Source organism: Janthinobacterium sp. UMAB-60 (assembly GCF_900095235.1).
In the GTDB taxonomy this organism is placed as follows: domain Bacteria; phylum Pseudomonadota; class Gammaproteobacteria; order Burkholderiales; family Burkholderiaceae_D; genus Janthinobacterium.
Map to the genome: position 1 here is coordinate 135,481 of NZ_LT607487.1, position 14,458 is coordinate 149,938.

The window sequence follows — 14,458 nt, forward strand, 5'->3', positions numbered from 1 at the left end:
TGATAAAAGGAGTGTCCTCATGAAAACCCTCATTCTCGCCGCCGTCCTGCTGTCGGCAGGTACCGCCGCCGTTGCCCAAGTTTCCGTCACCATCGGCCAGCCCGGCTTTTACGGACGCATCGACATAGGTGACTATCCCGCGCCGCAATTGATCTACGCGCAGCCCGTCATCGTGCAGCGCCCGCAATACTATTCGGCCCGCCCCATCTATTTGCGCGTGCCGCCCGGCCATGCGAAAAACTGGTCCAAGCACTGCCGCAAGTATAATGCCTGTAACCAAGAGGTCTATTTCGTCCAGGATAGTTGGTATAACAACCAATATGCGCCCCGTTACCGCCAGCAGCATGGCGACCATGGCCGTCCCGATTATGGCGACCGCGGCCGTCATGACGACAAGCATGACAAGCACTATGACAAGCATGACGACAAGCGCGACAAGCATGATGACAAGCCGGGCCGAGGCAATGGCAATGGTCACGGCAATGGCAACGGCAACGGGCACAGGGATTAACACGCAGGAGGATCTTTGCACAGTAAAATCGTAATCGTAGGGGGAGGAGCAGGCGGCCTGGAGCTGGCCTGCAAACTCAGCCGCAAGCTCGGCCCCGGCCAGGTCATCCTGGTCGACAGCCGGCTGTACCATATCTGGAAGCCGTCGCTGCATGAAGTGGCGGCCGGCACCCTGGATATTCACCAGGAAGGCCTGTCGTACCAGATGCTGGCGCATGACAATGGTTTTACCTATGTCTATGGCCCCCTGATCGCGCTCGATGCGGCCACGAACAGCCTCACCGTGGGCGCCATCGCCACCGACAAGGATGAACAGCTCTTGCCGCAGCGCACTGTCAGCTACGACCAGCTGGTGCTGGCTGTGGGCAGCACCTCGAATTACTTCGGCGTGCCCGGCGCCAAGGAAAACACGATTTCCCTGAATGCCACGGAAGACGCCGAACGTTTCCGTCTGACCCTGCTGAAACTGCTGGCCATGGCCGAGCAGCGCCAGGGCGACGCGGGCCATCCCGGCGTCGATATCGTCATCATCGGCGGCGGCGCCACGGGCGTGGAGCTGGCGGCCGAATTGCGCGAAGCGAGCGGCGTGTATGCGGCGTATGGTTTCCAGAATCTCAACGCCATCAAGGATGTGCGCATCACCCTGCTCGAAGGGGCGCCGCGCATCCTGGCGCCGCTGCCCGAGCGCGTCTCCATCGCCGCCTCGAAACTGCTGCATCAACATGGCATCAGCGTGGTGACCGATACGCGCGTCACCACGATCGAAGCGGACAAGGTGACGGTGGCCAGCGGCACCAGCTATGCGGCCGACATCTGCGTGTGGGCCGCCGGTATCCGCGCGCCGGAATTCCTGTCGACCCTGGGCTTGCCGACCAACCGCGCCGGCCAGCTGGAAGTGACGGGCATGCTCAATGTGCAGGGTCATGCGAATATCTTCGCGCTCGGCGATTGCGCCGCCTGCATGGGGCCGGACGGCAAGCTGGTGCCGCCACGCGCCCAGGCCGCCCACCAGCAAGCCGATTACCTGCTGAAAACTTTCCTGCTGCAAGCCAAGGGCAAGCCGCCGCAAAGCAAACCGTACGAGTACCTCGACTACGGTTCGCTCGTGTCGTTCGGCCGCACCACCTCGGTGGGCACCCTGATGGGTTCGCTGAAGGGCCTGAGCTGGTTCGTCGAAGGCTTTGTCGCGCGCATGATGTATGTCAGCCTGCACCTGATGCACCACAACGCCGTGCTGGGCAGCGTGCGCACGGCCGTCATGGCCATGGGCCGCTTCCTGATCAAGCGCAGCACGCCGCAGGTGAAGCTGCATTAATTAAGTTGATGTCAGCGCAGAAAGGGGCCTTGCGGCCCCTTTTTATTTGCTGCGCGTAATCGGCGCCGCTTCGCAGCGGCCCCGCGTCATGGGGAAATCGATGGTGGTGAGCTTGCCCTTCAAGCTGCCGGTGATGCTGGCGTGCAAGATGCGCTCGCTGTCGTGGCGGTAGATGATACGGCTCGGAAAGTCATTGTCCAGGTTGGCGAAGATGAATTCATTCGGCTTGTCCTGGCGCAGCAGGTTGAAGATCACGGGCGGCTGGCCCGACGGCTGCACTATGTAGGCCAGTTGCCCCGGTTCCGTCAGGCGGATCTGCACGAATTCGAAGGCCGTCGTCTTGCCGCCCTTGACGGTGCGGCTGGTGCCGAGCAGGGTGCCGCCGGCGGCCGTGCTCCATTGTTCCCCGGAGCCGGGTTCGGCGCCGTCGACGTTCCAGCAGCCGGCCAGCCAGGCCAGCTTGTCCACGGTTTCCGGCGGCGGCACGGTGTTGTTGGCGGCCTGGACGGCGCTCGTGGCCAGCAACGCTGCCAGCAGGGTGGGGATCAGTCGTGGCATGCGGTCTCCTGTCGTCGTATCGTTCAGCGGGGCAGGGCGCCCGGCGGTGTCCTGGCACTATGCGGCCTGGCAAGGACTATTCTTTCGGGCTAATGCGCGGCAAGACGACGGTCAGGGCCGTGCCGCCTTGCGGATTGGCCGTCAGGCTCAGGCTGCCGCCGAGGTAATGCACGCGCTCGCGCACGGCGCGCAGGCCGTGCTTGTTCATTTCGACGGGTTCACTGGCCGGCAGCCCCACGCCGTTATCCTTGACGGTCATCATCAGTGCTTCGTCGTTGTCGTCGATGATGATGTCCACCTCTGTGGCGTTGGCGTGCGTGGCGATGTTGCCGAGCGCTTCTTCCAGCGTGCGCAACAGGGCCACGCCCACGTTGCGGGGGCAAATCAATTCATCGTCGGGCAGGCTGCAGCGCACGGTGATCTTGTGCTGGTCGGCAAATTGCGCGGCCAGTTCGCCCAGCGCGACATTGACGCCGAGAAACTCCAGCTTGTCGTTCCACAGTTTCATCTGCATTTGCCGGTTGGTTTCGATCACATTCAGCAGCAATTGCTTCATGGTCGCCGCACGGTCGAGCAAGGCCGCTTCCTGCGGCATTTTTTGCGTCAGCAGCGACAAGTGCATGGTCAGCGCCGTCAGCGAGGAGCCGAGGCTGTCGTGCAGCTGGCGCGACAGGGCGCGCCGTTCATTGTCCCAGCTGGTGTTGACATGACCGAGCAACTCGCTGAGATCGGCGGCGCGTTCCGCATCGGCCTGGGCCGCTTCCTTGTTCGGATCTGTTTGTGCGGACATAGCGCCCCGTGAATGGTGAAAGGTGGACCAAATTCAAGTGGTGGATGATACATGAGGATTTCATCGCAGGGCGCATGGATGGAAAATTTCTGTCTTTTCGGCAATTTTAATCTCCTCCCATCATTTTTATATCATAGGCAAGATTATCGTTGGCGCCAGGGGGCACCGTTCCCGCGTTGCGTACGGCTGCGCACATACCGGGGCGCCGCGCGCTGCCATAGTGGGGGCATGCATTCTCCCCATGCAACATAGCCGCTCCGCGGCGCAGGGCGCAGCACCGGCCCGTTTACCGAAACGAAAGGACATGCCATGAATATCGAAACCATCGTCGACAAGGAATACCTCGACAAAAGCTTCCGCGACATCGTCAACGCCCCCATCAGCGCCCTGCGCGGCGTCAGCGCCAAGGATGCCAAGGCCTTGCAGCAGGCGTTCGGCGTGACCACCGTGCGCGAACTGTCCAACCTCAATTTCGTCAAATGGGCCAGCGCGCTGGCCATCCTGGCCGATGAAGAGGGCATGAGCGGCGAAGAGCGGGCCAAGGAAGAGTTGCTCGACGATGCCGTCGAAATGACGTTCCCCGCCAGCGACCCGATCTCCGTCGATGCGGGCATCACGCGCATCGAAGTGGCGCCGGACACCGTCGATGCGCAAACGGACCACCAGCATGCGGGCCAGCATGAAGTGACGGCTGGCAAGAAGTAAAGTGTCTCTGCAATAAAAAAACCGGCTGGACATGATGTCCAGCCGGTTTTTTTATGTGCCGCGCGGAAAGTACGTTCAGGCGATTGAGGGGATGCTGCTCTTTTGCATGTTGACCTGCGACGCGATCACTTCGTGGGGCGAGCAGCAAAAGCGGTTCTTGCCGGCGCGCTTGGCTTCATACAGGGCCGTGTCGGCCGCGCCCAGCAGGGATTCGACGGTGCTGGCGTCGTCCGGGTAGATGGCGATGCCGATGCTGGTCGACAGGCGCAAGGTCAGGTCGTTGATGAAATACGGTTCGGAAATGACTTCGATCAGCTTGGCGGCCGGTTCGCGCGCATCGCCCTTGCCGGCCAGGTTGCCCAGCACGATGACGAATTCGTCGCCGCCGATGCGCGCCACCGTGTCTTCCTTGCGCGATGCGCCCACCAGGCGGGCCGCCACCATTTTCAGGATGTCATCGCCATAGCCGTGGCCGTAACTGTCGTTGATGGCCTTGAAGCCATCCAGGTCCAGGTACAGGATGGCCGACTTGCCGCGGCTGCGGGCCGATTGCTGCAGCGTGTGTTCGATGCGGTCTTCCAGCAGGCGCCGGTTCGGCAAGCCCGTCAGCGGGTCGTGCAGCGCCAGTTCCTGCTGCTGCTTGCTGTATTGCGCCAGTTCCTTGTACAGCAGGCGCACTTCCAGCATGTTGTGGATGCGCTTGTGCACTTCCATCAGGTCGAACGGTTTGCTGATGAAGTCGCGCGCCCCCGCTTCCAGGGCGGCGATCTTGAAACTCGGCTGCGCCGTCAGGGCCAGCACGGGCAGGTAGCCGCCGTGCTCGATTTCCTTCAAGCCTTTCATGACCTGGAAGCCATTCAATTCCGGCATTTGCAGGTCCAGCAAGATCAGGTCGTAGCAATGCTCCCGGTGCAGGGGGCAGACCTGGGCCGGACGCATGGTGGCCGTGACATTGGTATAGCCCGCATCGCGCAGGATTTCCAGCATCAGGTCGACATTGTCGGGTGAATCGTCGACGACCAAAATTTTGGCTTTCAAAATCTCATCTTGGCTGGGCATGTAGGGTCTCGGTTAATACGGTCTATGTAACGCTGGCTTCTACCGCTGATGATCGGCTGACGGCGGTGGGAAAGATAGTAGCGCCTTGCAACAAGATACGGCGCACAACAGCGCTTGAACTCGCTTCTGCCACTGATGGCAACCAAGGCTGCCTGTCTCCTGCCTGCCGTGCAGGGAGTGCTTCTGCATTTCAGTGTAGCAAATTTCAGCTTAGTTGCTTGTAGGACAGTGCCGCGTCTGAAAGTAGGAAGGCCAACCCACGAAAATAGTCATTTTATTCTGCAGTGTGTATTTCTTTGCATTATCTTTTCAAGAGTGGGGCCGTGACGGGTGTCGCGGCCAGTTGCGCCACGGTCGTCAGCAGCTCTGCCGGGTCCAGCGGTTTCGAGACCCAGGCCTGGAAGCCGCTGGCCAGCGCCCGCTGGCGATCCTGCGGTTGCGCGAATGCCGTCAGCGCCAGCGCGGGCAGGCGGGCGGCGTCAGGGGAAGCGTGCGCGCGGATTTGCGCCAGCAGGTCGAAACCGTCGGCATCGGGCATGCCGATGTCGCTGACCAGCACATGCGGGCGCACCTGCTCCAGCAGTTGCAGCGCCTGTGCCACGCTGGCGGCGCCATGCACTTCGGCGTGGTGGTCGCGCAGGATGCGTTCCGTCAGTTCGCGCGCATCGGCTTCGTCATCGACCAGCAGCACCCTGACGCCGCGCAAGTCGGGGCTGGCGGACGGGGCGCCGCCCGCCTGGCGCGCGGCGGCGGGCGCGCCCAGCGGCAGGCGCACGGTAAAGCTGGCGCCCTGCATGTCGCCGGCGCTGCTGGCCGTGACCGTGCCGCCATGCTGTTCCACCAGGTGCTTGACGATCGCCAGTCCCAGCCCCAGGCCGCCGTGCCGGCGCGTGGTGGAGGCGTCGGCCTGGCGGAAGCGGTCGAAGACGTGGGGCAGGAAGTCTTTCTTGATGCCCACGCCGTTGTCGGCCACCGTGATGGCCAGGCGGCTCGCCTCGCGGCGCACGCCGATATCGACCCGTCCCCCTTGCGGCGTGAACTTCAGGGCATTCGACAGCAGGTTCCAGATCACTTGCTGGATACGGCCGGGGTCGCCCATGATGCTGCCCGCATCGCTGGCGATGCTGCTGTGGATGGCGATGTGCTTGGCGTCGGCCGCCGGGCGCAGGGTTTCGATGGCCGAGGCAATGACGCTGGCGGGCGCGAGGGGCTGCAGGTCGAGCAACACCTTGTCGGAGGTGATGCGGCTCATGTCGAGCAAGTCCTCGATCAGTTGCGCCTGTGCGCGCGCATTGCGTTCGATGCTTTGCAGGCCGCGGTGCAGGTCGGCCTGGTCGCGCGTGCCGCGCCGCAGCACCTGGGCCCAGCCCAGGATGGCCGACAGCGGCGTGCGCAGTTCATGCGACAGGGTGGCGAGAAAATCGTCTTTCAGCTGGTTCGTGCGCTCGGCTTCGGCGCGCGCCTCGCGTTCGCTGTCGAGCAGCACCTTGCGCTCTTCGGCGGCGCGCGTGGCGGCCGCGTACAGGCGCGTATTGTCGAGCGCGACGGCGGCCTGCGCGGCGATGGCCGAGACGATGCGTTCGCTGCGCGCGCTGAACATGCCCGCCTGCGGATGGCCGAGCAGCAAGCGCCCCAGCAACAGGCCCGAGCGCGAACTGACGGGCAGGCTCAGGCAGCTGCGCAACGGCGGCGCGCCATCGGCGCTGGCGTCGGGCGCGGCCAGCAGGTCGTTCTCGCGCATGGCCGGTCCCTGGCGCAGTTCCGCGGCGACGGTGTCGGCCTGGCGCAGGCTGAGGCCGTTGACGGCGCGCGCCGCAGGCAGGGCCTCGCCCGCCTCGTCATAATAAAAGGCGCCGAAGCGCGCGCCGCTGATGCGCGTGGCCGCATCGACGGTTTCCTGCAGCAGGGCCGGCAAGTCCAGGGTGCTGGCCAGGGCCGCGCCTGTGTTGTTGAGCAATTCCAGCACGCGTGTCTCGTCGCGCAAGGCTTCCTGCGCGCGCTTGACCTGGTCGACGTCGGTGCTCGTGCCAAACCAGCGCAGCAGTTGGCCGCCCCGGTCGCGCACGGGATTGGCGCGCGTCAGGAACCAGCGGTACTGGCCGTCCGCGCCGCGGATGGGGAACTCCATTTCGAACGGCGTGCCATCGCGCAAGGCGGTCTTCCAGGCTTGCAACATGGGCGGCAGGTAGCGCGCGTCATAGGCGATGCTCCAGCCGTCGCCCGCCATCTGTTCGGCGCTGGTGCCCGTGTAGTCGTGCCAGCGCTGGTTGTACCAGGCGATGGTGCCGTCGAAGCTGGCGATCCAGGCCAGTTGCGGGATGGAGTTGGCCAGCGCGCGCAAGTCTTCTTCGCTGTGGCGCAAGCTTTCCTCGGCCGCCTTGCGCTGGCTGATGTCCTGGATATACGTGGTCAAGCCTTCGCTGGACGGGAAGATGCGCACTTCCAGCCAGCGCCCCGGCGGCGGATACAGCAGCTCGAAACTGCAGCTGTGCTGCTGCGCCATGCTGTGCCGGTACTGCACTTCCAGTTCCGTGCCCTGCAAGTGGGGGCAGGCTTGCCACAGGCTGCTGCCCGCCAGCTCGCCGCCGGGCGCACGCTGCGGTGCGAGCATGTCGGCGCCGCGCGTATTGATGTAGCGGATGGTCCAGTCGTGGTCGAGCAGGCAAAAGCCGTCGGTAATACCCTCCAGCAAGTTGGCCAGGCGCTCGTCGGATAGGCTCAGCGGCGCTGATGGGGGTAGCAGATCTTGCTTGCGGTCATGCTTAGCCATCGGAAATCCTGCAACGGTGAGTCTGCCGCGCGGGCTGTTGCCCCGCCGGGCCGCCGTCGCTAAGCTCAGTTAAATGGGTCATGATGGAATTGCCTGCCGTCATGCATGAGAGGAGACACAAGCGCCCCTGTCTGACTGGTATTGTAGCCCCAAGCGGCGCGGCGCCACCGCACGCTTGCGTGCCGCCTGCAGATAGCACTGGACAGGCGGGAAGGCAGTCCCTATAATCCCGCTTCTTTCGAGACAGCAACTTCTCGATGCGCTGGATGCCACTGTGAAAGCAGCTGTGTCCATCGATGAAAGGCGTAGGCTTTTCGGCAGTGAAAAGGTGGCTGATGGTGCGGGGCGGTATTCTGCAAAAATCAGCTAAGCGATTGAAAAATCGAACTTTTCAAAGCGAAATGAATACGCTATAATGTTTGCCTGCGCGGCTGTAGCTCAGCTGGATAGAGTACTTGGCTACGAACCAAGGGGTCGTGGGTTCAATTCCTGCCAGCCGCACCAGTATTGCCAAAACGGAGTTCGCTTCGTTTTGATGAAAGTTTCAAGCTTCGCGCCGTCCGGCGAAGTGTGTCAGAGTTTGCGGCTGTAGCTCAGCTGGATAGAGTACTTGGCTACGAACCAAGGGGTCGTGGGTTCAATTCCTGCCAGCCGCACCAGTATCAGCAGTAAAGAAAAAACCCGGAAAGCATGCTTTCCGGGTTTTTTTTCGTTCGGCCATACTGTCGCTTGAAACACGCCGCCAGCAGCGCGGCGTGTTTCAGTCTGCCAAAGGGGCGTCAATTCGGATACGGCTGGCCCGACGACGCCTGGTTGCCCAGGACGATGGTGGTCAGCCACAGTCCGCCACTCGTCACGGGACCCGTGAACTTGAACAGCGAGGCACCCGTCTGCGCCGGGTCCGCCACATTCGATGCCAGGGAATTTAGCCCCGAGGTCGTGAAGGTGCACGAGGTTTCTTGTCCAACTGCATTTTGTTCCGCGTTCAGCACCGGCGTGGCGCCATTGAACAGGGACAGGCCGCAATTATCCATTTTGGAACCGTAGGTGGCGGACTGCGTGTAGTTGAAGGTCACCACGCCGTCGAGCAGGGTAGAGGCGGGGAGGGACGACAGTTTCGCCGGCGTGATGCCGGTGAGCGTGGCGAACAGGCTGGCCTGGTTGGCCCTGGCAAAGGCTTTCGACAGGGGCACGGCATTGATCTGGAACGGGAAGGCGCTGACGGGGCCATTCGGCGTTTTCAGGGTCCAGACATACACCTTGCCAGGCGCGACTTTCGTCTCGTCGATGCAAGCCGTGCCGGCGCCCAGGCCCGGCGTATTGGCGGGCAGGCCGGCCAGGTCCTGGCAGCTTTGAATGGCTTCCGCGTTATGGTAGAAAGTACTGGCGGCGCCATTGCTGTCGGCCACCCGCATGTGCGTGTAGCCGGTCGCCGGCAGGATCAGCTGCAATTTGCTGCCGGCCGTGCCCGGTATCTGGAAGTCGCCGAACGTCGTCAGGCCCGGTCCCCGCACATCGATCTTGTTGATGGCCGGATTTTCCTGCAGCACGGTGTCGAGCTCGACGTGCGCGGCCCATTCGCGCGCAAAGCTGGCCGTGCCCGCAGTATCGACGCTGCGCTGGATGCGCGCATTCATGTGCATGTCCAGGTGGCCGCTGCCGGCCAGTTTCCAGCCGCCGGCGCAGGCGCTGGTGTCGCTGGTCTTGAGCAGTTTCCAGTTGAGCATGCCCGCGTCGCCGCCGATGCGCAACTGCACCCATGCGCTGCTCGGCTTGCCTGCGGTGAAGGCGATGGCCGTCGCCCCGGCGCCCAGGCGATTGCCGATGAAGTCGGCAACACGCGTCGTCGATGTGCTGGACGAGGAAGTCAGCGTGGCAATTTCATCCGTGCTCAAGGGCTGCATGCTGACGCTGGCCAAGCCCAGTGCCTCGATCGTCAGCCCCGCATGGGCGGCCTGGTCCGGGCTGGTCAGGGCGGCCAGGATTTCCGCCTTGCCCACCGCCGCCCCCATGCTGAACGAACTGTCGATGAACGGCGACACTGCCGCCGTCGACGGCACGACGAAGCCCGTCTTCGGATACAGCGCGCTGAGCGAGGCCATGCAGGCGCGGATTTCCGGCAAGACACTGGCTGCGGCCGTCGCCTTGACCAGGTCGGCGTCCGATGGCGGCGTCGCCGCCGGTATCGTCGACGCGCCGCCGGCGGCGGCGGGCAAGGTCACGCTGCCCAGCGCGCTGTTGGTGGCGATCAGGGTGACCGTCGCCATGGCGCCTTGCGCTTCCGCGGGCGCGACGAGGATCTGGTCCAGTACGGCGTCCATGCCCGTGCCGTTGGCAACAAAGGCGCCCGTCAACGGATTGGTATTGCCGGTATTGATCGGTTTGATCATGGCGACGACGGCGGCCACGGCCGCATCGAGCCGTTGCTGGGTCGCCGCCGTGGCCAGCGCCGTGGTGCAGGCGGCCGAGACCGTATTGGCGACGGGGGCACAGACGGCGGCCAGGGCCGTGCCGCCGGGCTGGCCCGACGCCGTGGAGACGATCAGGTCGGTCAGCGGCGTGATGTTGACGGTTTGCCCCGCCGCGGTGGCGATGGAGTTGAGCGTCACTTGCTTGCCGCCGGACGTGCCGGTGATGCTGAGGAAAAACGGCGCCGTCATGCCGGCCACGTCGACCGTAAAGGCGCCACCGGCGCCGGTGTTGACCGCCACCGACACTTTGCCCTTGCTATCGATGGCCACGACGCTGCCCGCGACGGGCGCGCCGACGGCGGCCGTACCGCTGACCGTCGTTGCCGGTGCCGGTACGACGGGAGGAATGGGCGGCGCCGGGTCGGCGGGGGTGCTGCCGCCGCCGCCACAGGCGGCAAGAAGGAAGGTGGTGGCGCAGGCGGCAGCCAGCGGCAATAATTGGTGCAAATTCTTTTTCATGACATCCCCTTGGTATTTTTTTTGGAATTACTGCCAGTAAACATTCTCAAAATTTTCCATGAATTGCAATTGATTTTTCATGGATGCATTGATAATGACTAAGAAGAAATAAACCTGTCGGTTTTGCGCCGCAGTCAGAAAATAAATGTGATGAAAGATGCAAGTGAACGGGGTGGGTCGGCCGCTGAAAAACAGGGGAGGCCGTCAATTGTGAAATAGTGCCGCCACGCCCTTTGCCATTCCACAAAGCCCTGCTATAATCTTGTCTTAGGCGGCTGTAGCTCAGCTGGATAGAGTACTTGGCTACGAACCAAGGGGTCGTGGGTTCAATTCCTGCCAGCCGCACCAGAATATCGGGGGTCAGATTATAAAATCTGATCCCCTTTTTCGTTTCCGAATGGATTTATGTTGCGCCCGTGGCGCCGTGCCGGTATTGCCGGCGAAACGCGCGCGGCGTGACGTGCCTGGCGGCGCGGAACTGACGGTTGAAATGCGCGAGGTTGCGGTAGCCCGCCTCTTGCGCGATGACGGCGATGGCGAGATTGCTCTCGATCAGCTGTTGGCAGGCGCGGCCGATGCGCAGCCGCGCCAGGTACTCGCCCGGCGTGCAATGCGCGTGGCGCTTGAAACAGCGGTGAAACGCGCCCAGCGACAGGGCCGCCTTCTGCGCCAGGGTTTCCAGTGCGATCTCTTCCCGGAAATGCGCGTGCATGAAATCAAACACGCTGGCCATGCGCTTGTGCTGCCCATCGGGCAGCGGCGCCTGCGCCATCGAGGCCAGCGGCCGCGCGCCCGTATCGCCGGCCAGATCCAGCAGCACGTCGAGCAGCAGCGGCAAGCGCTGCGGCACGGGCAGGGCGTTCAGTTGCAGCAGTTGATTTGCGCTGCGCGCGCTCGTGTCCGCTGAAAAATGCAGGGCGGGACCGGCGCGGGCCGCCAGTTGCCGCAAGCCGTGCAACTCGGGAAAACAGGCCGCCAGCTGTTCCACCCATTCCAGCGAAAACCATACGACGACGGCCAGCATCGGCTGCGTGCCGTCGATGCGCTCGCTGGCTGACCACGTGTGCGGCAAATTCGGTCCCAGCAGCACCAGGTCGCCCGGCTCGAAGTCGCCCAGGTGGTCGCCGATGTAGCGTTGCCCCCGGGCATTGACGGTGAGGGTCAGTTCGAACTGCGGGTGGTAATGCCAGATGAAGGGAATGGTGTCGAGTTCGCGCCACAGCAAGCCCCAGGAGTGGCCCGTCGGTATCGTGACTTGTTCGAATAAAGGCGTCATTGTGACGTTTGTAGCGTAGGAATGGTCAGGATAGTATCAGTATTGGCCACCTGGCGCGCATTTTACGGCGCCGTGCCATCGCACAATCTGTCTCACACCAACACAGGAGACAGCGATGCAAGACAAATATCAATACGGCGAAGACCGTCCCGGCAACCCGTCCGTGGCCTATACGGAACAGGCCCAGTTGCGCGACATCGAGAAACAGCTGCCCCTGCGCGTGCTGTCCGACAGCGATTTTTTACACTGGCAAACCTACGGCTACGTCATCGTCAGGGATGCCGTGTCGCCCGAACAGGTGCGGCGCACAACAGATTTCCTGTGGGAGTTCCAGGGACTGGACCAGCATGATCCCGCCACCTGGAACCGGGACCAGTTGCGCGACCATGCGATGAAGGAACTCAACGGCTCCGGCATGGTCGAGGCCTATCACCACCAGACCCTGTGGGACAATCGCCAGACCCAACGGGTCTATGACGCCTTCGTCGACATCTGGGACCGTCAGGATTTGTGGGTGACCATCGACCGCGCCAACCTGAACACGCCGAACCATGGCAAGCGCAAGTTTGGCGGTTTCATCCACTGGGATGCGGACACCACGCTCGACCCGCTGCCCGTCAACGTGCAGGGCGTGCTGGCCCTGTCCGACACCTCGCCCGAGAGCGGCGGTTTTCAATGCTATCCGGAACTGTTCAACAATTTGCTGGCGTGGCGCAAGACCGTGCCGGCGGATCGCAACCCGTGGCAGCCGGACCTGGCGACGGTGCCGTATCCGATGCAATTCATCGCCATGAAGAAGGGAGAACTGTTGATCTTCAACAGCCTGCTGGCGCACGGCATCCGCCCGAACACGTCCACGGACCAGGTGCGCCTGGCGCAATATATTTCCTTCACGCCCGCCCAGCAAGACAACCAGGCCTTGCGCGACTGGCGGGTGCAAAGCTGGCGCGAGCGCAGCGCGCCACAAGGCTACGCGTTTCCCGGCGACCCCGAGGAAAAGGAAAAGCTGTGCTATCGGCAGGCGCTTTTGACTGCGCTGGGCGAGCGGATCCTCGGCGCGCGCGACTGGTAAGCCACGTTCTGTCCGCCGGACTTGCCTGCCGGATAGACAATTGCGGGCAAATGCACGATCATGGGTCGACTTGCCATCGACCGAGGAAACGCATGAGTATCATCACCTGCATCGAAGACTTGCGCGTGCTGGCCCAGAAACGGGTGCCGCGCATGTTTTACGACTACGCCGATTCCGGTTCCTGGACGGAATCGACGTACCGCGCCAACAACAGCGATTTCGCCAAGATCAAGTTCCGCCAGCGCGTGGCCGTCAACCTGGAAAACCGCAGCCTGGCTTCGACCATGGTGGGGCAGCACGTGTCGATGCCGGTGGCCCTGTCGCCCACGGGCTTGACGGGCATGCAGCATGCCGATGGCGAAATCCTCGCGGCCCAGGCCGCTGAAAAATTCGGCGTGCCGTTCACCCTGTCGACCATGAGCATCTGCTCGATCGAGGACGTGGCGGCGAACACGACGAAACCGTTCTGGTTCCAGCTGTACGTGATGAAAGACCGCGAATTCATCAACCGCCTGATCGACCGCGCCAAGGCGGCCAAGTGCGGCGCGCTCGTATTGACGCTGGACTTGCAGGTGCTGGGACAGCGCCACAAGGACTTGCGCAACGGCCTGTCCGCGCCGCCCAAGCTGACCATACCGAACATCCTCAACATGGCCACCAAGCCGCGCTGGGTGGCGGGCATGCTGGGCACGAAGCGGCGCGGCTTCGGCAACATCGTCGGCCACGCCACGTCCGTGTCGGACATGTCGTCGCTGTCGGCCTGGACGCAGCAGCAGTTCGACCTGAGCCTGTCGTGGGCCGACGTGGAATGGATCAAGCAGCGCTGGGGTGGCAAACTCATCATCAAGGGCATCATGGACCCGGAAGACGCGCGCCTGGCCGTCAACAGCGGCGCCGACGCGCTGATCGTCTCGAACCACGGTGGGCGCCAGCTCGACGGCGCGCAATCGTCGATCGAAGCCTTGCCTGCCATCGTCGACGCCGTCGGCAGCCAGATCGAAGTGCACATGGACGGCGGCATCCGCTCGGGCCAGGACGTGATCAAGGCCGTGGCGCTGGGCGCCAAGGGCGTCTACATCGGCCGCCCGTTTTTATACGGCCTGGGCGCCATGGGCGGCCCGGGCGTGAGCAAATGCCTGGACATCATCCGCAATGAGCTCGACCTGACGATGGCGTTTTGCGGCTTGCGCGACTTGCAACAGGTGGATAAAAAAATCCTGCTGCCGGGCACGTTTTAAGCTGCCACGCACACGACATCAAAGCCTTCGGCCGCTGAAGGCGGCACGAAGTGGCGAGTAATCTCATCAAATTGCGCGTCGCTGGTGGAAAACGGGTGCAGCCCGCTGGCATTGCGCTGGCGCAAGCGCGCCTTGCATTCTTCATCCGTCACGTCGAGGTAGTGCAGCATGTGCGGCGCGCCCGCCTGCTGGAACAGCTCGCGCATCCAGGCGCGGCTGGCGGGCGTATTCGCGG

The 14,458-nt window shown here is 63.2% G+C and carries 11 protein-coding genes, 3 tRNA genes and 1 pseudogene; 8 read left to right on the forward strand and 7 right to left on the reverse strand.

The window, feature by feature from the left end; genetic code table 11:
• Positions 1-19 precede the first annotated feature (19 nt).
• Together K0F86_RS12030 and K0F86_RS12035 are read left to right on the forward strand one after the other, a co-directional pair.
• Positions 20-511, forward strand: coding sequence for a hypothetical protein (locus K0F86_RS12030; protein WP_219134607.1), 492 nt, complete (start codon positions 20-22; stop codon positions 509-511).
• 15 nt (positions 512-526) lie between these two features.
• Entirely contained in the window at positions 527-1,825 is a 1,299-nt protein-coding gene (locus K0F86_RS12035; protein ID WP_219134608.1) for an NAD(P)/FAD-dependent oxidoreductase, read from the forward strand.
• 42 nt (positions 1,826-1,867) lie between these two features.
• Here the strand turns inward: K0F86_RS12035 and K0F86_RS12040 are convergent, their stop codons facing one another.
• On the reverse strand, positions 1,868-2,383 hold the full coding sequence (locus tag K0F86_RS12040) for a DUF6265 family protein (protein WP_219134609.1): 516 nt from the start codon (positions 2,381-2,383) through the stop codon (positions 1,868-1,870).
• A gap of 76 nt (positions 2,384-2,459) precedes the next feature.
• Entirely contained in the window at positions 2,460-3,173 is a 714-nt protein-coding gene (locus tag K0F86_RS12045; RefSeq protein WP_219134610.1) for a sensor histidine kinase, read from the reverse strand.
• 309 nt (positions 3,174-3,482) lie between these two features.
• Between K0F86_RS12045 and K0F86_RS12050 the strand changes: the two genes are divergently transcribed.
• The gene (locus K0F86_RS12050) at positions 3,483-3,878 is read left to right on the forward strand and encodes a hypothetical protein (protein WP_219134611.1); all 396 of its coding nucleotides are present in this window, start codon (positions 3,483-3,485) and stop codon (positions 3,876-3,878) included.
• 75 nt (positions 3,879-3,953) lie between these two features.
• Here the strand turns inward: K0F86_RS12050 and K0F86_RS12055 are convergent, their stop codons facing one another.
• Together K0F86_RS12055 and K0F86_RS12060 are read right to left on the reverse strand one after the other, a co-directional pair.
• Positions 3,954-4,937, reverse strand: a complete 984-nt coding sequence (locus K0F86_RS12055; protein WP_219134612.1) for a diguanylate cyclase domain-containing protein — start codon at positions 4,935-4,937, stop codon at positions 3,954-3,956.
• A gap of 301 nt (positions 4,938-5,238) precedes the next feature.
• A complete protein-coding gene (locus tag K0F86_RS12060) occupies positions 5,239-7,707 on the reverse strand; it encodes an ATP-binding protein (RefSeq protein WP_219134613.1) in 2,469 nt (822 codons plus the stop codon).
• Positions 7,708-8,134: 427 nt separating this feature from the next.
• On the opposite strand from K0F86_RS12060, the gene K0F86_RS12065 reads away from it, so the two are divergent.
• Together K0F86_RS12065 and K0F86_RS12070 are read left to right on the forward strand one after the other, a co-directional pair.
• A tRNA-Arg gene (locus tag K0F86_RS12065) sits at positions 8,135-8,211 on the forward strand.
• A 78-nt stretch (positions 8,212-8,289) separates the two neighbouring features.
• A tRNA-Arg gene (locus tag K0F86_RS12070) sits at positions 8,290-8,366 on the forward strand.
• Positions 8,367-8,486: 120 nt separating this feature from the next.
• Here K0F86_RS12070 and K0F86_RS12075 read toward each other — a convergent pair.
• Complete coding sequence (locus K0F86_RS12075; protein WP_219134614.1) at positions 8,487-10,637, reverse strand: hypothetical protein; 2,151 nt, start codon at positions 10,635-10,637, stop codon at positions 8,487-8,489.
• A gap of 271 nt (positions 10,638-10,908) precedes the next feature.
• Here K0F86_RS12075 and K0F86_RS12080 point away from each other — a divergent pair.
• A tRNA-Arg gene (locus tag K0F86_RS12080) sits at positions 10,909-10,985 on the forward strand.
• Positions 10,986-11,040: 55 nt separating this feature from the next.
• On the opposite strand, the gene K0F86_RS12085 is transcribed toward K0F86_RS12080, so the two are convergent.
• Positions 11,041-11,913, reverse strand: coding sequence for an AraC family transcriptional regulator (locus K0F86_RS12085; protein ID WP_219134615.1), 873 nt, complete (start codon positions 11,911-11,913; stop codon positions 11,041-11,043).
• A 115-nt stretch (positions 11,914-12,028) separates the two neighbouring features.
• On the opposite strand from K0F86_RS12085, the gene K0F86_RS12090 reads away from it, so the two are divergent.
• Together K0F86_RS12090 and K0F86_RS12095 are read left to right on the forward strand one after the other, a co-directional pair.
• Positions 12,029-12,985, forward strand: coding sequence for a phytanoyl-CoA dioxygenase family protein (locus K0F86_RS12090; protein ID WP_219134616.1), 957 nt, complete (start codon positions 12,029-12,031; stop codon positions 12,983-12,985).
• 92 nt (positions 12,986-13,077) lie between these two features.
• The gene (locus tag K0F86_RS12095) at positions 13,078-14,223 is read left to right on the forward strand and encodes an alpha-hydroxy acid oxidase (protein WP_219134617.1); all 1,146 of its coding nucleotides are present in this window, start codon (positions 13,078-13,080) and stop codon (positions 14,221-14,223) included.
• On the opposite strand, the pseudogene K0F86_RS27500 reads toward K0F86_RS12095, so the two are convergent.
• Positions 14,220-14,458, reverse strand: a pseudogene (locus tag K0F86_RS27500) (AAA family ATPase); the annotation flags it as partial. The gene K0F86_RS12095 and the pseudogene K0F86_RS27500 overlap by 4 nt on opposite strands.